Annotated in this window: 19 protein-coding genes, 1 riboswitch and 2 other annotated features; of the genes, 8 read left to right on the top strand and 11 right to left on the bottom strand. The window is 38.5% G+C overall.

The genetic code is table 11. The features are described from left to right. Positions 1–136: 136 nt before the first annotated feature. The 9 genes from murF to ACEN4I_RS05425 form a co-directional block, all read right to left on the bottom strand. Positions 137–1,522, bottom strand: a complete 1,386-nt coding sequence (murF, locus tag ACEN4I_RS05465; RefSeq protein ID WP_407096729.1) for a UDP-N-acetylmuramoyl-tripeptide--D-alanyl-D-alanine ligase — start codon at positions 1,520–1,522, stop codon at positions 137–139. A 73-nt stretch (positions 1,523–1,595) separates the two neighbouring features. Then, positions 1,596–2,705: a D-alanine--D-alanine ligase gene (locus ACEN4I_RS05460; protein ID WP_407102258.1), complete on the bottom strand. Its 1,110-nt coding sequence runs from the start codon at positions 2,703–2,705 to the stop codon at positions 1,596–1,598. A 173-nt stretch (positions 2,706–2,878) separates the two neighbouring features. Then, positions 2,879–3,649, bottom strand: coding sequence for a hypothetical protein (locus tag ACEN4I_RS05455; RefSeq protein ID WP_407096727.1), 771 nt, complete (start codon positions 3,647–3,649; stop codon positions 2,879–2,881). A 190-nt stretch (positions 3,650–3,839) separates the two neighbouring features. Continuing rightward, positions 3,840–4,103, bottom strand: a complete 264-nt coding sequence (locus tag ACEN4I_RS05450) for a type B 50S ribosomal protein L31 (protein WP_407096726.1) — start codon at positions 4,101–4,103, stop codon at positions 3,840–3,842. A 153-nt stretch (positions 4,104–4,256) separates the two neighbouring features. After that, positions 4,257–5,552, bottom strand: a complete 1,296-nt coding sequence (gene rho, locus ACEN4I_RS05445; protein WP_407102260.1) for a transcription termination factor Rho — start codon at positions 5,550–5,552, stop codon at positions 4,257–4,259. A 379-nt stretch (positions 5,553–5,931) separates the two neighbouring features. Beyond that, positions 5,932–7,191: a UDP-N-acetylglucosamine 1-carboxyvinyltransferase gene (locus tag ACEN4I_RS05440; RefSeq protein ID WP_407102303.1), complete on the bottom strand. Its 1,260-nt coding sequence runs from the start codon at positions 7,189–7,191 to the stop codon at positions 5,932–5,934. 643 nt (positions 7,192–7,834) lie between these two features. Then, the gene (gene fba, locus ACEN4I_RS05435; protein ID WP_407096723.1) at positions 7,835–8,692 is read right to left on the bottom strand and encodes a class II fructose-1,6-bisphosphate aldolase; all 858 of its coding nucleotides are present in this window, start codon (positions 8,690–8,692) and stop codon (positions 7,835–7,837) included. Between the two features lie 233 nt (positions 8,693–8,925). Beyond that, positions 8,926–9,564 (bottom strand): DNA-directed RNA polymerase subunit delta, encoded by a 639-nt coding sequence (rpoE, locus tag ACEN4I_RS05430; RefSeq protein ID WP_407102261.1) that lies wholly within the window; start codon positions 9,562–9,564, stop codon positions 8,926–8,928. Between the two features lie 44 nt (positions 9,565–9,608). Then, complete coding sequence (locus ACEN4I_RS05425) at positions 9,609–10,043, bottom strand: DUF1934 domain-containing protein (RefSeq protein ID WP_407102262.1); 435 nt, start codon at positions 10,041–10,043, stop codon at positions 9,609–9,611. Between the two features lie 253 nt (positions 10,044–10,296). On the opposite strand from ACEN4I_RS05425, the gene ACEN4I_RS05420 reads away from it, so the two are divergent. The 5 genes from ACEN4I_RS05420 (at position 10,297) to ACEN4I_RS05400 (ending at position 14,754) form a co-directional block, all read left to right on the top strand. Next, the gene (locus ACEN4I_RS05420; protein ID WP_407102263.1) at positions 10,297–11,178 is read left to right on the top strand and encodes a biotin/lipoate A/B protein ligase family protein; all 882 of its coding nucleotides are present in this window, start codon (positions 10,297–10,299) and stop codon (positions 11,176–11,178) included. Next, entirely contained in the window at positions 11,162–12,541 is a 1,380-nt protein-coding gene (locus ACEN4I_RS05415; RefSeq protein WP_407102264.1) for an HD domain-containing protein, read from the top strand. Before ACEN4I_RS05420 ends, ACEN4I_RS05415 begins: the two co-directional genes overlap by 17 nt. Before the next feature lie 17 nt (positions 12,542–12,558). Continuing rightward, positions 12,559–13,368, top strand: a complete 810-nt coding sequence (gene yidA / locus ACEN4I_RS05410; protein WP_407102265.1) for a sugar-phosphatase — start codon at positions 12,559–12,561, stop codon at positions 13,366–13,368. 34 nt (positions 13,369–13,402) lie between these two features. Further along, positions 13,403–14,218: a sugar-phosphatase gene (yidA, locus tag ACEN4I_RS05405; RefSeq protein WP_407096717.1), complete on the top strand. Its 816-nt coding sequence runs from the start codon at positions 13,403–13,405 to the stop codon at positions 14,216–14,218. 95 nt (positions 14,219–14,313) lie between these two features. Continuing rightward, positions 14,314–14,754, top strand: coding sequence for an organic hydroperoxide resistance protein (locus ACEN4I_RS05400; RefSeq protein WP_407102266.1), 441 nt, complete (start codon positions 14,314–14,316; stop codon positions 14,752–14,754). A 73-nt stretch (positions 14,755–14,827) separates the two neighbouring features. On the opposite strand, the gene ACEN4I_RS05395 is transcribed toward ACEN4I_RS05400, so the two are convergent. Both ACEN4I_RS05395 and ACEN4I_RS05390 read right to left on the bottom strand, forming a co-directional pair. After that, complete coding sequence (locus ACEN4I_RS05395) at positions 14,828–15,268, bottom strand: NUDIX hydrolase (protein ID WP_407102304.1); 441 nt, start codon at positions 15,266–15,268, stop codon at positions 14,828–14,830. 305 nt (positions 15,269–15,573) lie between these two features. Then, a complete protein-coding gene (locus ACEN4I_RS05390) occupies positions 15,574–16,095 on the bottom strand; it encodes a folate family ECF transporter S component (protein ID WP_407102267.1) in 522 nt (173 codons plus the stop codon). 39 nt (positions 16,096–16,134) lie between these two features. Further along, positions 16,135–16,239: riboswitch (THF riboswitch) on the bottom strand. Between the two features lie 424 nt (positions 16,240–16,663). Then, positions 16,664–16,929, top strand: a binding site (T-box leader). 60 nt (positions 16,930–16,989) lie between these two features. Next, positions 16,990–17,250 (top strand) — a binding site (T-box leader). 292 nt (positions 17,251–17,542) lie between these two features. Between ACEN4I_RS05390 and ACEN4I_RS05385 the strand changes: the two genes are divergently transcribed. Genes ACEN4I_RS05385 through ACEN4I_RS05375 form a run of 3 tightly spaced genes read left to right on the top strand, consistent with a single transcriptional unit; the run spans position 17,543 to position 20,169 of the window. Continuing rightward, on the top strand, positions 17,543–18,619 hold the full coding sequence (locus ACEN4I_RS05385) for a methionine ABC transporter ATP-binding protein (protein ID WP_407102268.1): 1,077 nt from the start codon (positions 17,543–17,545) through the stop codon (positions 18,617–18,619). 14 nt (positions 18,620–18,633) lie between these two features. Then, positions 18,634–19,314 (top strand): methionine ABC transporter permease, encoded by a 681-nt coding sequence (locus ACEN4I_RS05380; RefSeq protein WP_407102269.1) that lies wholly within the window; start codon positions 18,634–18,636, stop codon positions 19,312–19,314. Between the two features lie 33 nt (positions 19,315–19,347). Beyond that, on the top strand, positions 19,348–20,169 hold the full coding sequence (locus ACEN4I_RS05375; RefSeq protein ID WP_407102270.1) for a MetQ/NlpA family ABC transporter substrate-binding protein: 822 nt from the start codon (positions 19,348–19,350) through the stop codon (positions 20,167–20,169). The last annotated feature ends 293 nt before the right edge of the window (positions 20,170–20,462 follow it).

Below are 20,462 nucleotides of genomic sequence, written 5' to 3'. Positions count from 1 at the left end.
TATTGCCGGTTCGCAACTTGTGTAATATTACCATGTAAATGCTTATTTGGCAACAAATTTAACCGGAGTATCCAATGAACACGTTTCCTTATTAAATGAAAGGGGTTCAATAGACACATCCGGTTCTTATTTTATTCTACTCTGCTTTCAGTGCTTCAACCACTGATAATAAATCAGTTCCAAAACTAGATTTGATCAAAATATAATCATCTAACGCTAATTTTTGTTTTACTTCTTCTATTAAAGGGTGTTTGTCTCCTGTAAAGTGATGGATATTTTCTTTGGCAAATCGTCCTTCACTCAGCAAAGCTTCTTGTAATACTTTCATTTCCGCTCCATATAAATAAACTTCATTGATTTTAGTTGGATCCAAAGCCTCTTTGACACTGACATGCAATTCTTCTGACAAATCGCCCAGTTCCAGCATGTCCCCTAAAACAACGTATTTTTTTCCATTGCTTTCTAATTGACTGAAATTTTCGATGACCAGTTTCATAGCTGTTGGGTTTGCATTATAAGAATCATTCAAAATCATACTTCCATTGATTCCTTTATCCCACTCCGTACGATTCTTAGTCAATTGAAACTTAGCCAAAGGCGTGTAACTTTCCTTAACTGGGATATCCAGTGCCATACCCGCTGTTAAAGCAGCTAGAGCATTATTGACATTGTAAGTACCCAAGACAGGAATTTTCACTTCAATAGATGAATCTACGTTTGTAACAAATGACGTCTCGCGCATTTGATTTTTCACTTGTAACGGATAAATATCATTTGACTCTTTGGTACCGAACGTTTTTCGTTGAATCCCTTTTAATTTTTTTACTCTTTCTTCCAATAATTCTTCTTCTCCCGGATAAATCAGTAAGCTGTTTTCTTTCATCCCTGACGTGATCTCCATCTTTGCATCTGCAATATTGGCGCGAGAACCTAGAAACTCGATGTGTGATTCTCCGATCATCGTAATGATGGCAATATCTGGTTCTGCAATTCGAGAGAGGACTTCGATTTCTCCTTTGTCGCTCATACCCATTTCTAAAATCACTACTTCTGTGTCAGCAGGCATGCTTAAAATTGTAATCGGAAGTCCTATTTGGTTATTAAAATTGCCTTGGGTCTTATAAACACAGTAACGGCTGGACATAACAGCATCGGTCATATCTTTCGTGGTCGTTTTCCCGTTGCTTCCTGTAATAGCGACCACTTTAGGACCCACTTTTTTCAAATAATAATGGGCTAATTCTTGTAACGCGATTAATGTATCTTCTACTAGAATTACCGGAAAATCTGCTGGTGCATCTTCCAAAGGAGCACTCCATAATGCAGCTTTTGCACCATTCTCGATTGCGCTTTGGATAAACTGATGTCCATCGCTCTCTCCAATCAATGGAACAAATAAAGAACCGGAAACCATTTTTCGAGTATCAAAGCCAACTGCTGTAATTTCCACATTATCCCATTTGCTTGTGTCGTTTAAACTCTTTAAAGCTTGGGCAGTTTCTTTTACTGATAAAGAAATCATTGTTATTCCTCCATAAAAAAAGAGGCTGGACTGAAAATGCATAGTCAAGCCCCTTTAGCCTATTATTTTTCTTTTACTTCATTGCATCATAATTTTTTTGTTGAAACCCTTGGCGTTCTTCAAACCGTTTCAAGGCTAATTGAATCAATTCTTCCACCAAGTCGCCGTAATGCAAACCTGTATTTTTCCACAATAATGGATACATACTATATGCAGTAAACCCAGGCATTGTATTGATCTCATTTACAAAAATCTCTCCATTATTGGTTAGGAAGAAGTCGCAACGACTTAATCCATTTCCATCAATCGCTTGGAACGCACGAACTGCGTACGACCTTAATTTAGCGGTCAGCTCTTCGGTTAAAGCAGCTGGTATTTGCATTTGCACTTCATTGCTGATGTATTTTGATTCATAATCATAAAAATCTACATCTTTCAGTAATTCTCCTGGGACAGATGTATGAATGTCATCATTACCCAATAAAGCTACCTCAACTTCTCGCGCTTCTTCGATACCCTGCTCGACTACCACTCTGCGATCATATTGGAAGGCCTGACGAACGGCTTCTTCCAGTTCTTCACGATTAGTGGCTTTATTGATTCCTACGCTGGATCCCATGTTTGCTGGTTTAACATACATCGGATAAATCAATGAACCTTCACAACGAATAAAGACTTGTTCCCGCTGGTTTTCCCAATCAAATTTAGTGATCGGTTCATAAGGTACCTGGGGCAGTCCCGCTTGATGGAATAAGTGTTTTGTAACAATCTTATCCATACCGGCAGCGCTGGCTAACACTCCAGCCCCAACATAAGGCATATTCAACACTTCAAATAAACCTTGTACAGTTCCATCCTCTCCATTCGGCCCGTGAAGAGCTGGGAAAATGACGGCATTTTCTTCTTGGATCTCGCTCGGTTTAATCAGTTGGCCGGTTGATGATACAAGATCATCTTTCGTAAATCCTTTTTGTTCTGATGGTTCCATACGCAACGCTTTCGCTGACGTAATTTCATCCGCTTGGTGTACAATCGGTCCTCGAATCCATTGGCCAGTTCGAGTAATGTAAATGGGTTCCACTTCATAATATTGATAATAAATTTCTTGAATGATAGAGTATGCAGTCAATATAGATATGTCATGCTCTGCACTTTTCCCACCATATAAAAGAAAAATTTTCATTATTGTTCCTCCACGTTTCGGACTTATCATTATAAATCAGTTATTAGCGATAATTCAGCTGTAATTGTATCATATTTCAATTTAGAATCCTAGGTTTCCTGGGCGTTAAATATTTGTGACACAATGCCCTTTTTATGCTGTCCGATACTTCTTTCAGCTAGTAGTCCTTACTTTTACAAACTTGGAGCCAAAGGTTGCAATTCCTTGATTGACCACTTTTGTTCTTGGTGATCATAAAGCACCAAAGACATTAACTCGCTTTCTTTCATTTGGGATTGCAAATTTCGAACTCGATCTTCTACTAAGTAAACCCCTATTTCTGAAACAGTGTCTCGAGAAGTTATTTTCGAAAAAGACAGCGCAGCACCTTCTCTCAACAGAGGTGTCAGTTCATGGGTCAGTTCAAGTGGAATGGTTTCGATTTTTTTCGGTTTTTTAAATAGAATCCGTTTTTCATTGACACACTCATTTACTCGATTCGTAATTTCCCGAGCAAAAAAATCATAAAATAAATTTAAATCACGACAGTAAATTTTTGTAAAGCCATCTGCTAAGGTAAGTACGATAAAGTTATTTTGCAGCTTGTAATAGAAAGGTGAGTGCAGCGAAGTATAAGCATGTGCAACATAAAGCAATTCAGAGATTTCTACAGGTGTTAATTCGTGTAATAAATCCAAGCTTTGAAAATCAATCCATTTGCCCAGTTTTTTAATGTATGTGTGGTAAGCTTCACTAGTTAAAAATTCTTCCACTTTTTGTGCTCCACGAATTACCCGAAAGCCCGTATGAGAATCGTATTCGCCGGTGTCTTTTGCAGCATTCAGCAACAATAAATTCTTCAGTGGTTGTTGTATAATGTCCTTATAACCTGAAAAGCTGACCCCTTTGTTCAAAACTGAATTAGAGACGCTGTCCAAGTGGACATAAATAAAATCGTTTTCCACAATACATTCTCCTCGTGTTATAGTCATCTTTATTGTACTACAAAATTCCTCTCATACTGTATCAATATGATGAAAATAACGTTACAATCTCGCTTAAGTCTGTCCGTCAATTTTATTTTTAAGTCAAAAAAAACTCTTCGAAAAAGTTTCGAAGAGTTTTGACCAATCATCACAATAAAGGATAGTTGATTTATTTTTCTTTGTTTGTATCTGCAAGACCATATTTCTTGTTGAAACGGTCCACACGTCCATCTGCTTGAGTAAATTTTTGACGTCCAGTGTAGAACGGGTGAGAATCAGAAGAAATTTCAACACGGATTAATGGATATGTGTTTCCATCTTCCCATTCAACTGTTTCATCTGAAGATTTAGTTGATCCTGATAAAAATTTGTACCCTGTAGTTGTATCCATAAATACAACTTGATTATATCCTGGATGGATTTCTTGTTTCATAGTTATATCTCTCCTTATGCCCTGGATCATTTGCTGAACCAGAGTTATTCGCTGTTTTTTTCACAACAATAGCATATTATCATGTTTAGCAGATGATTGCAATTAATTTTTCTGACCTTGATTAAGAGTCTTTTACTTTACTCCATCGCAATGCTATCGACGATTATTCCGATAGTTTTTAGGCTGGGCCAATGCTGAAGCCGAGAAAGTGTCAAAGAACTCATTATTTGTTTTCGCTTTTCTTAAAGCTCGAATAAATTGATCCGTAAACTCTAAAGATTCTCCCGTCATTGCATGACGTACTTTCCAAATCGACTCTACGCGACTTCCGCTAAGCAACAATTCTTCTTTTCGAGTTCCAGATTTTTTGATATCGATTGCCGGAAAAATACGTCTTTCCGCCAATTCTCTTGAAAGATGCAGTTCAGAGTTCCCAGTCCCTTTAAACTCTTCATAGATAATATCATCCATACGGCTTCCTGTATCGACTAAAGCGGTAGCCAATATCGTTAAACTTCCACCTTCTTCAATATTACGAGCAGCCCCAAAGAATTTTTTAGGTTTGTACAAAGCAGCTGGATCGATACCACCGCTTAATGTCCGTCCACTTGGAGGAATGACTAAATTATAAGCTCTTGCTAAACGAGTGATGCTGTCCATTAAAATCACTACGTCTCGCTTATCTTCCACCAACCGCATAGCTCTTTCAAGAACAAGTTCCGAAACACGGACATGATTTTGAGGCATTTGGTCAAAAGTAGAAGATACGACTTCACCTTTAACCGTACGTTCTAAGTCAGTCACTTCTTCTGGTCGTTCATCGATCAGCAATAAAATCAGTTCGACATCTGGATAATTCTCTGCAATTCCATTAGCAATGTCTTTCAGCAAGACTGTTTTACCAGCTTTTGGCGGTGCAACTATTAATCCACGCTGTCCAAAACCAACTGGAGAAACGACATCTATGATCCGAGTAGAAACCTTTGTTTGAGCTGTTTCTAAGACAATCTGTTTGTCTGGATAAAGAGGTGTCAGGGCTGGAAAATGTGACCGTTCTTTTGCATCTTCAGGATTCTTATCGTTTACTAAGTTAACGTGCATCAAACCATAATATCGTTCAGATGGTTTAGGAGGTCTAGCTTTACCTGAAACTTTGTCTCCATTTCTTAAACCAAAACGTTTGATTTGAGAGCCGGAAATATAAATATCTTCTTTACTAGGTGTGTAGTTGATTGGACGTAAAAACCCAAAATCTTGTTGGTCCATAATATCCAGTACACCTTCTACAATAAAGAAGCCTTGTTTCTCCTCCTGTGCACGAATAACTGCTAAAGAAAGCTCTTTTTTATTCATTTGGCTGTAATAGGGAATTTTTAATGCTTTAGCATATTGGTAAATTTCCTTTAGTGTTTTGCTTTCTAATTCCTTCAATGTTAAGATCTCATCCATAAATTTGCCCCTCACTCCAGTCTTTTATTAAAATGAGTTGCGCATGGCAGACTCTCTATGACTTCATTTTTCTTTTAGTTGGGAAAAAATGAGGTCTACAAAAGTCTAAGCGCCATACGCCACGCTCTGCTCTCTATTTAAACGAGCTGCGAAGAGCAGCCTTCCTATGATTTCGTTTTAACTTGTTATTGGCAAAAAACGCCAATGACAAGTTAAAATCGAACTCTACGGAAGTCTAAACGCTCTTCTCTGCTCTCTATTAAATGAGCTGTGCAAACCAGTTCTTCTATGAGTTCGATTTTCAGTTTTTATTGGGAAAAGCACCCAATTAAAACTGAAAGTCGAACTCTACGAAGGCCTAAACGGTTTGTTCCGCTCTCTATTCTTCTATCATTTCAATATCTGCTCCGAGGTTGGTCAGTTTTTCTATGATATGATCATAACCTCTGAGGATATTTTCAACGCCAGTGATGATCGTTGTTCCTTGAGCCATTAATCCGGCAGTAACTAAACATGCTCCTGCTCTTAAATCACTCGCTTCAACTTCCACACCAGTTAATTCGTTTGGACCCTCTAAGATAATAATATCACTTTCTACTCTCGCTTTGGCACCCATACGCACTAATTCCGGAATATGTTTAACTCGTTTAGGATAAATCGTATCTTTGATGATCGATTCTCCGCCTGCTTTAAGCAGTAAAGGAGTAAGAGGTTGTTGCAAATCTGTTGCAAATCCAGGGTAAGGTACAGCTTTGACAGAAACAGGTTTTAAGTCAGTCGCTTCTTTAACACGCACGCTGTCTTCTCCAATTTCCATCGGTACGCCCATTTCTTCCATTTTTGCTAATAGACCTTCAATGTGTTCTACGATAACGCTTTGTACAAGAACATCTTTCCCAACTGCTCCAGCCATGGCTAGGTAGGTACCTGCTTCAATACGATCTGGAATAATCGTATGACGACAGCCATGCATTTCTTCGACACCTTCGATACGAATTACATCCGTACCTGCTCCACGTACTTTAGCTCCCATATTATTCAATAAAGTAGCTACATCAATAATTTCAGGCTCTCTGGCTGCATTTTCAATAATGGTTTTGCCTTTTGCCTTAGCCGATGCCAACATTACATTAATGGTGGCTCCGATAGACACGACATCCATATAAATCCGCGTTCCAGTCAATCCTTCTTCTGAAGTTTTTAAATACATAGCTCCCATTTCATTGTCTACAGTAGCTCCTAAAGCTCTAAAACCTTTTAAATGTTGATCGATTGGACGAGGACCTAAGAAACAACCTCCAGGTAAACCAACAACACCTTTTCCAAACTTAGTTAATAAAGCACCCATAAAATAATAAGAAGCTCTTAAACTTTTTATTTTACCATTGGGCATCGGAATCGAAATCATTTCTGTGGGGTCTACCACTAATGTAGAACCATCAAAATTCGTTTTTACATTCATATCATTTAATATTTCAATCAATGAGTGCACATCTTGAATATCAGGCACACCTTCTAACGTTACCGGTGAGTCTGCAAGAATTGTAGCTGGGATCAACGCGACAGTACTGTTTTTAGCTCCACTAATGGTGATTTCTCCAGACAATTGTTTACCACCACGGACGACAATTTTTTTCATTTGTTTCATTACCTCACTTATAGTTATACGTTCGTTTTATTTTTTTGGATGATCAATCTAGTTCTATTCAATAAGGATCACACGATTTTCGTTTTCTTAGTAACTCTCTTGACAGCATAATACCCTTACTCTATACATAAAAATTGGAAGACCACAATCAAAAAAAGATTCTTCGCTAAATCTCTTCTCACTCTGATAAATGATATTACTCTAACTACTTTTGTAGTTTTGTTGTTCAGTGCTATGAGAAATGAGATCAATGAAAATAAAATTGGTGACTAGCGAGGATTCAGCGAATCTGGCCACTTAGAAAAAAGTGCTCTTTGATACGCTGCTTTTAAGGATGTATGCTCTCCTGTTCAGTTTTATGGCAGTATAAAAAACTGTAAGACATTAGCACTATTCTACTACATCGCACCTTATCTGACAACTATTATAGACCAAACAAACGCTTCAAACGGAAAGTTGAAACAACTTTAACCAAGAAAATATTTTTGTCATATCCTGTCATCGCTGTGTTATATAGCGGCAGAGGTCAAAAGCAACGAAATAGTGTCTAAAAAATGATCATAGTCAGCTTTTTTTCAACAAAAAAACCTTCTCCCGAAGGAAAAGGCATTAATCATCTATTTAAAGTCATGCATTAAGCTTGGCCAGATGAACCAAATTCACGCATTTTTGCTTTTGTTGTTGCAGTAATATCTTCTTTACCTGGTCCAACAATTTTACGTGGGTCGTAAACTGTCGCATTGTTTGCGATAACTTCACGAGTTTTCTTAGCCCAAACTTGTTGTAATTCAGTATTAACGTTGATTTTAGTGTGGCCGTATTCAATAGCTTTTTTAATTTGGAATTCTGGAATTCCTGATCCACCGTGTAATACTAATGGAGCACCAGTTAATTCAGAGATTTCTTTCATTTCATCAAAACCTAGTACTGGTTCGCCATCGTAATCCCCATGTACAGAACCTAGTGCTGCTGCTAATGCATCAATACCAGCTTCTTCAACCATACGTTTGCATTCTTGAGCGTCTGCATATAAAACTCCGCCTGTAACGCCATCTTCAGTACCACCAACAGACCCAACTTCAGCTTCAACTGAAGCGCCTTTTGAATGAGCATATTCTACAACAGATTTTGTTGCTGCAATATTTTCTTCAATTGGGAATTTTGAGTTATCGATCATTACTGAAGAAAATCCAGCATCGATAGCTGCAGTACAGTTTGCTAAAGACGAACCATGGTCTAAGTGCAACGCTACTGGAACTGTGATTTCCATAGTTTCCATTAAAGCTTCCACCATAGCTGCTACTACTTTAAAACCGCCCATATATTTTGCTGCGCCTTCTGAAACCCCTAAAATTACCGGTGATTTTTCTTCTTGTGCAGCAGTCAATACAGCTTGAGTCCATTCTAAATTGTTGATGTTGAATTGACCAATTGCGTAGTGACCTTTCAACCCTTTTTGTAACATATCTGTCATGCTTACTAAACGAGTCATACTTTGTTGCCTCCTCAGAGATATCTTTGTGTGCTAATGAACTTAGCCGACGCTCCAATTGTACCAGACTCTAACTTATTTTTCCATGAAAATTGAAAAAAATAACGTGTTTTCATTATGTCTATTTAAAATAGACAATTAGTCTCACTACTTTTCTCTGCAAAAAAACTCTCTATTCCTTTTTGAATAGAGAGTTTTTTGTGCCATGGGTTAAAGATGGGACCTAACGAAGATTAGAAATCTTCTTCATCTTGTTCGTCATCTTCATCTTCAATCAATGTTAAATCGCCTTCTACACCATCCGGCAATTCATCTTCTTCGTCATCGTCTGCTCCTAAAGCTGTCAAGTCTTCTTTGTATTCGCCAAGGTCTTCCTCATCTTCCTCATCAATCAAGACACCATGATCAGATACATCTACACGTCCACCATAAACAGTTCCTTTGTCGTCCTCTTCTTCATCTTCTTCAACGACTTCTTCTTCTTCGTATTCGTCAGAGTCTTCAGGATCATCTGCATTGTAATCAATTTCGTCACCATAAGCAGTTTTAGCTTTTTTACGACGGCGTGGTCTTTCGTCTTCGTTATCATTATCATGAGTTAATTCTTCATCAATAGAATCGATTGGATACCATGAACGTAATCCCCAGCGGTTATCTCCAAGGGAAATAAAACTACCATCAATATTTAAGTTTGTATAAAATTGCGGCATTTCTTTTTCAACTTTTTCATCTGTTAAATCTAAGTAATCGATAATTTCTTTCAACAAATCCGTGAAATCCATGACTTCACCTGTTTGTTCCAAAATAGCATGAGCAACTTCAATCATTGACAATTCACTTCTAATTTGTCCATCAAATTGTGTTAGTTCCATTAAAGTTCCGTCCTTTCAAGAGTCTACTCTCTATCTTACAATAGTTAAACAGTAAAAAGCAATTGTAAATTGTATTCTCCTAACTTTTCTTTTCCCATAAACAAATCGTATCCGATAAATACCTTCCCGGAGAAAGGATTGTCTGTGTAGCTGATCTGCAATTGACGGGTCACCGTGTCTACATAAACTCCGCCTTGTGGAGTACGATAAAGCGTCTCATAGCTTTTTCCTTGCTCAAATTTTAATCGAGTGGTCATTTCGCCTTTACGCGTTAAAGTAACGATACCATTCGGTTCAATTTTAAATGTGACAGGAATTCGTCCTTGCTCCTCATAGTTTTCCTCATAACGTATATAATACGAGCCACCCATTTGAACAACTTTTCCTTTTTCATCGAAGAAAAATTTTTCTGTATCATTATTTTGAGTGATAGCTGTCTCAACGTGTATTTTTGCCGGCATTCCTTTTGTTAAATCCATTTTTTCACCTCTAGCAGTTTTCTATCTGTCTGGTTTTGACACCTTACTTCATCAAGTCTCTTCTATTTTAGCATAGAAATCTCTCTTACTTTACTATATTCTCTTAATGAATGATTTTCCATAAATAAAATCCTTCCAAGTCTTTGCGTTTATTTCCCTATTTCTAACACTCATTTGGTATAATAATGGCAATTAGACTATTAACTAGTCATTTTATATGGATGGCTGATAAAGATTGGAGTACGTCAAACGCATGACTTCTTTAAAAACAACCGATTATATTGCTCAGCAATCGTTTCTTCAATACGATGCTGAAACAATGCCTTTTAAAAATCAAACCCTTTCCCATTTCGCTTTAGCAGATGCTCTACTGATAGCTGCAGGAAAAAATCAGGAATCGATTATCCATTTTTGGCCGACTTCGAATTTAATTATTTTAGGAATGATGGACACAAAATTGCCCTTTTTCAGCAAAGCTTTAGCGGTTTTGAAAGATGCCGGAGCAGATTATATCGTCCGCAACTCCGGGGGATTAGCTGTGGTGGGCGACGAAGGGGTGCTCAATTTCTCCATTATTTTACCTGAACGCGATAACCAACGCATCCCGATTGATGAAGGCTATTCTATCATGCTATTGCTGGTTCATTTAGCCTTAAAACAATACGGAAAGACAATTGAAGCCTATGAAATTGAAGATTCTTATTGTCCCGGAGACTTCGATTTGAGTATCGGCGGCAAGAAATTTGCCGGCATCGCACAACGTCGAATAAAAAACGGGATTGCTGTTATGATTTATATCAGTGTAAATGGAAACCAGACTAAGCGAGCTGAATTGATCCGCGACTTTTATCAAGTTGGTTTACAAAATGAAACAGTGAAATGGCATTACCCCAACGTTGATCCGCAAGTCATGGCCACCTTGGAAGATCTCCTGGAGGTCACTATGACACTCAGCGATATGAAAGAACATATTTTAAAAGCTTTATCTGAAATGAATAGTACTGTTTCTAAAGGAATTTATTCAAATGAGATCATGGAAGAATACGAAACAGCTTTTCAAAAAATGATCCGCAGAAATGAACAAATGCTCCAAGACAAACTAGACAGGAGGCTGTTGGATGAACCTAATGTATGAAACCAATCAGTTATTACCAATGGAACAAGTTTTTAGAGATCCGGTTCATGATTATATTCATGTTCAGCACCAAGTTATCCTAGATTTGATCAACACAAAAGAATTTCAACGTTTGCGCCGTATCAAACAATTAGGGACCACCTCTTTCACTTTTCATGGCGGAGAACATTCTCGCTTTGGTCATTCCCTTGGAGTCTATGAGATCACGCGCCGCATTTGTGACAAATTCTTGCGTAATTATGCTATGAAAAACCCTGGAGATGGTGGCTGGGATGACAATGAACGATTGGTTGCACTGTGTGCGGCACTCTTACACGATATCGGACATGGCCCTTACTCACACACTTTTGAAAGTATTTTCCATACTGATCACGAAGAATTGACGGTGGCGATTATTCTTTCACCAGAAACCGAAGTCAACCAAGTATTGTCTCGTGTCAGTTTAGACTTTCCTGCAAAAGTAGCCAGCGTGATTGAAAAAACTTACCCTAACCCTCAGGTCGTGCAATTGATTTCCAGTCAGATCGACGCTGACCGGATGGATTACTTGATACGAGATGCTTATTTTACCGGAGTCAATTACGGCACTTTTGATTTGACCCGTATCTTGCGTGTAATCCGACCTTATAAAGACGGGATTGCTTTTCAGATACAAGGAATGCATGCTGTTGAAGATTACATCGTCAGCCGCTATCAAATGTACATGCAAGTTTATTTCCACCGTGTCTCTCGGGGGATGGAAGTTATTTTGGACCATTTACTGAAACGAGCTAAAACAGTCTACGAAAATCCAGAAGTTACCTTTAAACACAGTTTTTCTCTATTGGTACCCTTTTTTAAAGAAGAGTTCACTTTGAAAGACTATCTGGCTTTAGATGATGGTGTTTTAAATACGTACTTTACATTATGGCGTGACGATCAAGACCCTATTTTAAGTGATCTGGCATCGCGCTTTTTAGACCGGAAACCTTTTAAATCAGTCACTTTTTCAAAAGAAACCGATACAGATATTCTGGATAAGCTGAGTGAGTTGATTCAAAAAGCTGGTTACGACACAGAATACTACACAGCTGTCAACAATAGTTACGATTTACCATACGACTTTTACCGTCCCGAAACAGACAATGAAATCACTCAAATCGAATTGATCTATCCTGATGGAAGTTTTATCGAATTGTCTCAAGCCAGCGCTCTGGTCACTTCCATCGCTGGAAAAGAATACGGCGACGAACGTTTTTATGTCCCGAAAGAGTTTCTAAAACCGGACAAATCAATGGAAATCACATTGTTTGAAGAATTGTATGCAGGCTTTTCGCGCTACCTTAAAAATGGAGCTGTTTACCATCCAACCGACAATAATTAAAAAAGGAGTTTTATTTTGTGAAAATCTCATTAATTGCCCTAGATTTAGATGGTACCTTATTACTCCCTGATAGAACCGTATCACCAAAAGTAGCTGAGACTCTGGCTATTGCCCAATCAAAAGGCATCAAGCTTGTTCTCTGCTCTGGAAGACCATTGCCCGGCGTATTACCGCTATTGGAAGAATTGGACTTGCAAAACGAAGGCGGCCACGTCATTACTTACAACGGCGCTTTAGTTCAGCAATCAAATGATGGGAAAATCCTTGCTCACCATACAATGGACTATGCAGATTTTCTTGAAGTAGATGGACTTGGTCGAGAGCTGGGTATTCATTGTCACGCAGTAAACGACACTGGAGTGTATACGACCAATAAAGATATCAGTTACTACTCTGTAAGAGAATCTTTCTTAACCACCGTTCCGCTTCGTTATCGTACAGCTGAAGAAATGGATCCCTCGTTATTGATCAGTAAAATCATGTTTGTTGATCCCAAAGAGATTTTAGAAGAAGCTATTTCTAAAATTCCGTCAGCATTCGCTGAAAAATATACTTTATTGAGAAGCGAAGACTTTTTCTTAGAAGTATTGAATAAATCTGCTAGTAAAGGACAAGCACTCAGAGATTTGGCAGCTATTCTGAATATTCCCAGAGAAGAAATCATGGCGATTGGCGACAATGGAAATGATTTGGATATGTTGGAATTTGCTGGAATGGGAGTGGCTATGGGTAACGCTTCTCTGGCGGCTAAAGAAGCCAGCGATTACGTCACAGACAGCAACGCTCATGATGGTGTAGCAACTGCTATTGAAAAATTTGCATTCTAAAAAATTGATTGACTAAAGAGGAGCTCTAATAAAAATGCCGATAAAATTAATTGCCATTGATATCGATGGAACGTTATTGACGCCTGAAAGAGTGATCAGTAAACGCGTAAAAGAAACTTTACTAAAAGCTAAAGAAGCTGGAATCAAAATTGTATTGAGCACTGGGCGCCCCTTACCAGGAGTGACAGATTACTTAACAGAATTAGATTTAAGAAACAACGGCGACTATGCCATCACGTATAATGGCGCATTAGTCCAGGATACACATACAGGAGAAGTCATTTCTCATCATACTTTAGATATTGACGATTTTTATCGTGTAGAAGAAATGAGTCGAAAAGCCGGTGTGCATTACCATACGACTACCCAAGATGCTATGTATACTTCTAATAAAGATATCAGTGCTTATACTGTACGTGAAGCTATGTTAGTTCAAATGCCTTTAAAATATCGTGCTGTGGAAGAAATGGATAAACAGATTTCAATCAGTAAAATGATGATGATTGATGAACCAGCTGTTTTGGATGAAGGAATCAAACGATTGTCGAAGGATTTTGTTGATCGCTATACTGTTTTGCGAAGCGAACCTTTTTATTTAGAAATCCTCCATCCTTCTGCCAGTAAAGGACAAGCTTTAAAAAGCCTTATCGATATATTAGGTTTCACTCAAGATGAAGTAATGGCCATAGGCGATAATGAAAATGACTTAGACATGATCGAATTTGCAGGTCTTGGAGTAGCTATGGGAAATGCGGTCCCTAAAGTAAAAGAAAATGCCACTTATGTAACCGACACGAACGCAAATGATGGCGTAGCAACTGTCATTGAAAAATTTGCTTTGATGCCCTGATCTCTCAATAGCAAAAATCGTTTTATTCGCATTCTGATCTGTACTTTGTATAATGAAAGATGTAAGAATAAATAAGTGAGAGGAGATTTTATCAAATGACTGAATCAGAAGTAAAATATTCCACTACTGCGATTAATGTTGGAGGCCGCGTCGGAGAAAGCCGCTTACCAGATGGCTCTTTTTCTGTAAAAGTATCTACTCCAAAAGAAATGGGCGGTCCAGGACAAGGAAGCAACCCAGAACAATTATTTGCCTTGGGGTACAGTGCTTGCTACCACTCAGCACTAGAACACTACAAAAAAGAAGAAAAAATTTCCAATAAATCAGAAGTTACGCTGACCATCAACTTATTAAGCGACCCGACTGACGGAGGTTTTAAATTAGCTGCCGTTATCGAAGTGGCTGTTGAAGGTTTAGAAGACGCAAAAGTACAAGAACTGGCAGAAAAAGCTCACAAGTACTGCCCTTACTCAAAAGCAACACAAGGAAATATCGATGTTACTGTAAAAACTAAAGAATACGTTGGCGAAGAATAAACGCTAGCTGCAAAAAAAACCGTTGAGACTCAAGTCTCAACGGTTTTTTTTGTTTCATAATGAGAAAAAGAAATTACTGCTTAGCGAATTGTTCAACAGCCCAACGATGGCTTCCCCTTTTTAATAGAGATATAGCTTCAGGAATAGTTGTCCATTTCAGCGTATTGAAATCTTCTAACGGTTCGCTGACCCTATTCCAAGAAGTTGCCACGTAAAAGTGTGCAGGATTATGATAATATTGTTTTCGATGAGATGAGTAATAGTACTCATCTGCTTCCCCTAAGTATTCTCCTACTTTGATTTCAAACCCCAGTTCTTCCATTGCCTCACGCTTAAGTGTTTCAACGTGTGTTTCATTTAGTTCTCTTTCTCCCCCTGGCAATAAATAAGAACCATTCGGAGGTGAAACCAGTAAGATTTTATCGTATGTTGAATTCAAAACAATCAAGTGAATACCGACTCTTAACGTATACGTTATTCCATCAATTTTTTCTCCAAATCGCTTGATTGTCATCTCATCCACTGTCCCCTTTTTCTTTTTCTCATTTTATACTCATTATCTTAACCATTTTCACAATTTTAGTCAATACCTTAAGTTTGCTTCTGCCTTTTTCGTTTAAACGTGACTGCAATAATTGGCTTAGACTAGACAAAATTTAATAAGATTCCAACCTTAATTATATTCGAGTTCCATAACTACGACTTCTACGCTCCTCATTAAATGTTGTTATCCCTCAAAACTTGAAAACTTATAGCAGCACAAAAAAACAGGCTGGATTCTTTATCTATAAAGAACACAGCCTGCTGATTATTTGTTTGTTAATCTTTCAATTGCATAGCTTTACGAATGGTAGGGTTATTTGCAACAAAATAAATTACCGCTACACGTACCGGAGCAAGAATGGCATTTTGGATCAAACGTGCTGGTAAAATGGCTAAAGCTGCTTCTTCCGTTAAAATATATACCCATAATGTATTTAACCCTAAATTGACGAAGATTGTAATCACCAGTACGGCTAAACTAATCCGCCATAGCGATTTAGGCTTATTGTGCAGAAAAACACCATAGATAAAGCTGCCTAGAAATGCCGATAGAGTGAAGCCTGGGAAAAATGGTCCAGAACCACCGAATAAAAAGATACCGGCAATATCGGTCAATGCCCCAGCTATCCCTGCTGCCATTGGTCCAAACAACATCCCGATCATTGCGGTAGGCAAAAAGCCAAATCCGATGCGTACAATCGGTGTTTGAATGGAAACAAAGCGTGTCAAAATAATGTCCAGCGCCATCAGCAAGGCAATCTTTGAGATGGTTCTAGCATCAAACTTCATTTTTTTCATATTGAAGATCTCCTTTATGAGCTCCCCACATATCTATTATGCAGCGAATGCGAAAATAAAACCGCAAATCGACAGGGTCAATTTTTCGTCCGAGAGGCAACATCCCATCCTCTCAGCACTTAACGCTTTATTTCCTACTCTGTTTTTTTGAAGACAGTTGTCTATCTTCCATAGGCAACTATACACTCTTTCCTCACTTTCTACAACGGATTTCTCGGCAAATACAATCGAAATTTCAGTTTGATTTAGGAAGAATCGTGTTTACTCCTCAAGTGGAATCCCGTTTCGGGTTCATTTGAGGAGTAAAGCTGTTTTATTCTTCATATGAGCTTCCATCTCGTCTCCGTTTGATGAGTAAACTCATTTTGCTAGTCAAGTGAGTTCCAATTCGATTTTCACTTGAAGAATAAACGCCACTACTTCCTCCTAAATCACCCTTTAAGGTCTTTTTTAGTCGGAAATTTTTCGTAACGAGAAGTTTCTATTTATTATTTTTTCATTTTTTTATCATTTTTCTGTTGACTTCCTCATAAATGACCGGTATATTAATAAACAAGTTCACACATACAAAAACACGATGAAAAGAAGAGTAAGTTTGGCAACTCTCATTAGAGAGCTTATGGTTGGTGAAAATAAGCAGACGCGCCTGACAGAAGATGGTCTTTGAGTGGAATAAGCGACTATCCAAGAGATATAGCTTATTACGGGAAGCACCCGTTACAGTGCCCCAGTATGAAAAGATGCATTTGTCTTTTGTACTGATAGAGGTAAACTTAGCAATAAGTTTATAAATTAAGGTGGTAACACGAAGCGACTATAGCTATCGTCCTTAACAAAAGCCAATCATTGGCTTTTGTTAAGGACGATTTTTTTTACAATTAAATAACTCTTTCTACTAACGCATTGACGAGAAAAGTACTTCTTTAAAAAGCAACAACAGAGAGCCTGAATTGCTGAGAACAGGTTTGCTAGACATCGAAGGAAAATGGCCTCTGAGCGGGATACCGAATGCTGAAAAGCACAAGGCTATCATGGGCGCACCCATTACAGTGCTAGAGTCTCTGAGCAATTTGTTCAGGTACTTGATGAGGAGATTTCTGTGAGGGAATCTTGAAAAAAGGTGGTAACACGAACAAAAAAGCGTTCGTCCTTTTCTATAAACAATTATAGAAAAGGACGAGCGCTTTTTTTATTAGAGAACGAAGAAAAGCGTTTAGCTTATAGACGCGAAAGCTGCCATGCGCAGCTCGTTTCTTATAGAGAGCGGGGCCAGCCGTTTTGACTTCCGTAGAGTTCATTTTCTGCTTTTAGTTGGTGGTTTTTACCAACAAAAAGCAGAAATGAAATCATAGGAAGTCAGGCTTGCGCAGCTCGTTTCAAAAACAGAGAGCAGTAAAAAGCATTTAGCTCTTGTACCAGTTGAGAAAAAATTTGAGGAGGACATTAAATGATTACATTAAAAGATATTGGAGTTACTTTTGGAAGTGCAAATGCACCAATTAAAGCTGTTGAAGAGGTTTCGCTTTCAGTAGATAAAGGAGATGTTTATGGAATTGTCGGATACAGTGGTGCCGGAAAAAGCACGTTGGTTCGAACAATCAACTTATTGCAACGCCCTACTAGCGGAAAAGTAATCGTTGCTGGAAAAGATCTTTTGGCACTAAATCCTAGCGGGTTGCGGGCTGCGCGGAAAAAGATTGGAATGATCTTCCAACACTTTAATCTGATGGATTCGCGCACCGTAGCTGGCAATATTGCTTATCCCCTACGTAAGTCAGGGCTCAGCAAATCAGCTATTCAACAAAAGGTAGCCGATTTACTTGATTTAGTAGGACTTTCAGACAAAATCGACGCTTTTCCTTCTCAACTTTCCGGTGGGCAAAAGCAACGAGTAGCTATAGCAAGAGCATTAGCGAATGATCCAGATGTGCTGCTTTGTGATGAAGCCACAAGTGCTTTAGATCCTAAGACTACCCTTTCTATTTTAAGCTTGTTGAAAGAATTGAATGAGCGCTTGTCATTAACTATCGTCATCATTACTCATGAAATGCAAGTGGTCAAAGAAATCTGCAACAAAGTAGCTGTAATGGAAAATGGGCATGTTGTTGAAGACGGGGGTTTGGTTTCTATCTTCACCCAGCCTCAAGAGCAAATAACAAAAGAATTTATCAACACGGCTACTCATGTGGACCAAGCATTAGAAAAAATATTGAACCACCCTACTCTATTGAACTTGCAAGGAGACGATACCTTAGCCAACATTTCTTATGTCGGTTCCAATACCAGCGAACCTTTAATCGCTACATTATCCAGTCGGTTCCATGTCTCTACCAATATTCTCTTTGGGAATGTGGAGATATTGCAAGAAACGCCGGTAGGAAATTTATTGGTCGTTTTATCTGGAGAACCAGCTCAAAAACAAAAAGCCTTGTCTTATCTAGCCAGTAAAAATGTTGCTGTGGAAATTCTGACAAGTCAGTCTGAAAAAGTCATTCAATTCAAACAAAAACAAAAAATCGGTTAAAGGGGAAATGAATCATGTCTCAATTCTTAAATACTTATTTTCCAAATGTAATTGAAATTCAAGATGAAGTGCTTGAAAGCTTTATCCAAACGATTTACATGGTCTTATTGACTGCAGCTATTGCGGGAGTTTTAGGAATCTTCCTAGGGATTATTCTAGTGGTTACAGGACCAAAAGGAATCCTCGTAAATAAGCGTATCTATAATTTTTTAGATCAATTTATTAATATTTTCCGTTCCGTACCTTTCATTATTATGATGACATTGATCGTACCTTTCACACGATTGGTTGTAGGAACTTCCATTGGGACTTCTGCTGCTATTATTCCTTTAATCGTAGGGACAACACCATTTTTTGCTCGACAAATACAAAATGCTTTACTAGAAATTGATCCTGGTGTAATTGAAGCAGCTGAAGCGATGGGCTCGAGTCCTCTTGAAATTATATTTAGAGTGTATTTGAAAGAAGGGTTAACGCCCATCATCCGTGTATCCTCTTTAACAATTATTAATTTAGTGGGATTAACAGCAATGGCAGGAGCTATTGGCGGCGGCGGCTTAGGAAACTTAGCTATCGCCCGAGGATACAATCGATTCCAATCGGATGTCACTCTTGTAGCTACTTTACTAATTCTGTTGATCGTTTTTATCAGTCAGGCTCTTGGAAATTATTTTGTCAAAAAAACCAGTCATTAATCAAACTAAAACACATAAAAGGGAGAAATCATCATGAAAAACAGCAAAAAATTATTATCTAGTATCGTATTAGGATTTGGGGCTTTGGTCTTAGCAGCTTGCGGGAATACAGCTGCAGGAGATGAAGACCAAACAGTTACATTGGGTGTTATCGGAGAAGATCAAGATGTGTGGGATTTTGTAGCAGATAAGTTAGAAGAAGACGGTATTACGTTAGAATTAGTAAAATTCACTGACTACGCACAACCCAATAACGCATTGGATGAAGGCGAAGTAGACTTGAACTCTTTCCAACATCAAATCTTCTTAGATTCTTACAACGAAGATAGTGGAACAGATTTAACAGCTATCGGAAATACCGTGATCGCTCCACTTGGTATTTATTCTCAAAACCTTACTTCTATTGAAGAAATCAAAGATGGCGATGTTGTGGCGATTCCAAATGACATTACCAACGGGGGCCGCGCATTGCTCTTGTTGCAAACAGCTGGTTTGATTACAGTTGATCCTGCAGCTGAAACAACACCTACAGTGAACGATATTACAGATAACCCTTTAAACCTTGAGATCCAAGAACTAGATGCTGCTCAAACAGCCCGCTCTCTTCCTGACGTAGCTGTTTCCATCATTAACAGCGGTATGGCAGTTGATGCAGGATTCGTCCCTGTAGAAGACGCTATCTTCCTAGAACCAGTCGATGACAACTCTGAACCCTACATCAACATCATCGTAGCACGTGCCGAAGATACAGAAAACGAATTGTACCAAAAAGTCGTAGAAGCTTATCAAGCAGAAGACACTAAAGAAGTAATCGCAGAATCCTCCAAAGGATCTTCTGTACCAGCCTGGGACTAAAACAGAGAGCGGAGAAAAGCGTTTTGCCTATCGACTATAAGAAAATCCCAACAGGCAGGTGTTTTTTACCTGACAGTTGGGATTAGCTTATAGTCGCATAGGCAGCTTTTCGCAACTCGTTTAAAACAGAGAGCGGAGCAAGGCGTTTAGACTCTCGTAGAGTTCACCTTTCCCTTTTAATTGGGTGCTTTTCCCAACTAAAAGGGAAAGTGAAATCGTAGAGAGTCTGCCTTGCGCAGCTCGTTTCAGATCAGAAACCAAAAAAACAACAACACCAACATTCTAAGGAGGAA

It is taken from the genome of Desemzia sp. FAM 23990, from assembly GCF_045528485.1.
Lineage (GTDB): Bacteria > Bacillota > Bacilli > Lactobacillales > Carnobacteriaceae > Desemzia.
Note: the sequence above shows the minus strand (reverse complement) of the source record. Positions and strands in the feature narration are given on the sequence as shown.

Bases quoted from the DNA above. Each gene is read 5' to 3' on its own strand.
- murF (WP_407096729.1), bottom strand. From the start codon at position 1,522: ATGATTTCTTTATCAGTAAAAGAAACTGCCCAAGCTTTAAAGAGTTTA.
- ACEN4I_RS05460 (WP_407102258.1), bottom strand. From the start codon at position 2,705: ATGAAAATTTTTCTTTTATATGGTGGGAAAAGTGCAGAGCATGACATA.
- ACEN4I_RS05450 (WP_407096726.1), bottom strand. From the start codon at position 4,103: ATGAAACAAGAAATCCATCCAGGATATAATCAAGTTGTATTTATGGAT.
- rho (WP_407102260.1), bottom strand. From the start codon at position 5,552: ATGGATGAGATCTTAACATTGAAGGAATTAGAAAGCAAAACACTAAAG.
- ACEN4I_RS05440 (WP_407102303.1), bottom strand. From the start codon at position 7,191: ATGAAAAAAATTGTCGTCCGTGGTGGTAAACAATTGTCTGGAGAAATC.
- fba (WP_407096723.1), bottom strand. From the start codon at position 8,692: ATGACTCGTTTAGTAAGCATGACAGATATGTTACAAAAAGGGTTGAAA.
- rpoE (WP_407102261.1), bottom strand. From the start codon at position 9,564: ATGGAACTAACACAATTTGATGGACAAATTAGAAGTGAATTGTCAATG.
- ACEN4I_RS05425 (WP_407102262.1), bottom strand. From the start codon at position 10,043: ATGGATTTAACAAAAGGAATGCCGGCAAAAATACACGTTGAGACAGCT.
- ACEN4I_RS05420 (WP_407102263.1), top strand. From the start codon at position 10,297: ATGACTTCTTTAAAAACAACCGATTATATTGCTCAGCAATCGTTTCTT.
- ACEN4I_RS05415 (WP_407102264.1), top strand. From the start codon at position 11,162: ATGAACCTAATGTATGAAACCAATCAGTTATTACCAATGGAACAAGTT.
- yidA (WP_407096717.1), top strand. From the start codon at position 13,403: ATGCCGATAAAATTAATTGCCATTGATATCGATGGAACGTTATTGACG.
- ACEN4I_RS05400 (WP_407102266.1), top strand. From the start codon at position 14,314: ATGACTGAATCAGAAGTAAAATATTCCACTACTGCGATTAATGTTGGA.
- ACEN4I_RS05395 (WP_407102304.1), bottom strand. From the start codon at position 15,268: ATGACAATCAAGCGATTTGGAGAAAAAATTGATGGAATAACGTATACG.
- ACEN4I_RS05390 (WP_407102267.1), bottom strand. From the start codon at position 16,095: ATGAAAAAAATGAAGTTTGATGCTAGAACCATCTCAAAGATTGCCTTG.
- ACEN4I_RS05385 (WP_407102268.1), top strand. From the start codon at position 17,543: ATGATTACATTAAAAGATATTGGAGTTACTTTTGGAAGTGCAAATGCA.
- ACEN4I_RS05380 (WP_407102269.1), top strand. From the start codon at position 18,634: ATGTCTCAATTCTTAAATACTTATTTTCCAAATGTAATTGAAATTCAA.
- ACEN4I_RS05375 (WP_407102270.1), top strand. From the start codon at position 19,348: ATGAAAAACAGCAAAAAATTATTATCTAGTATCGTATTAGGATTTGGG.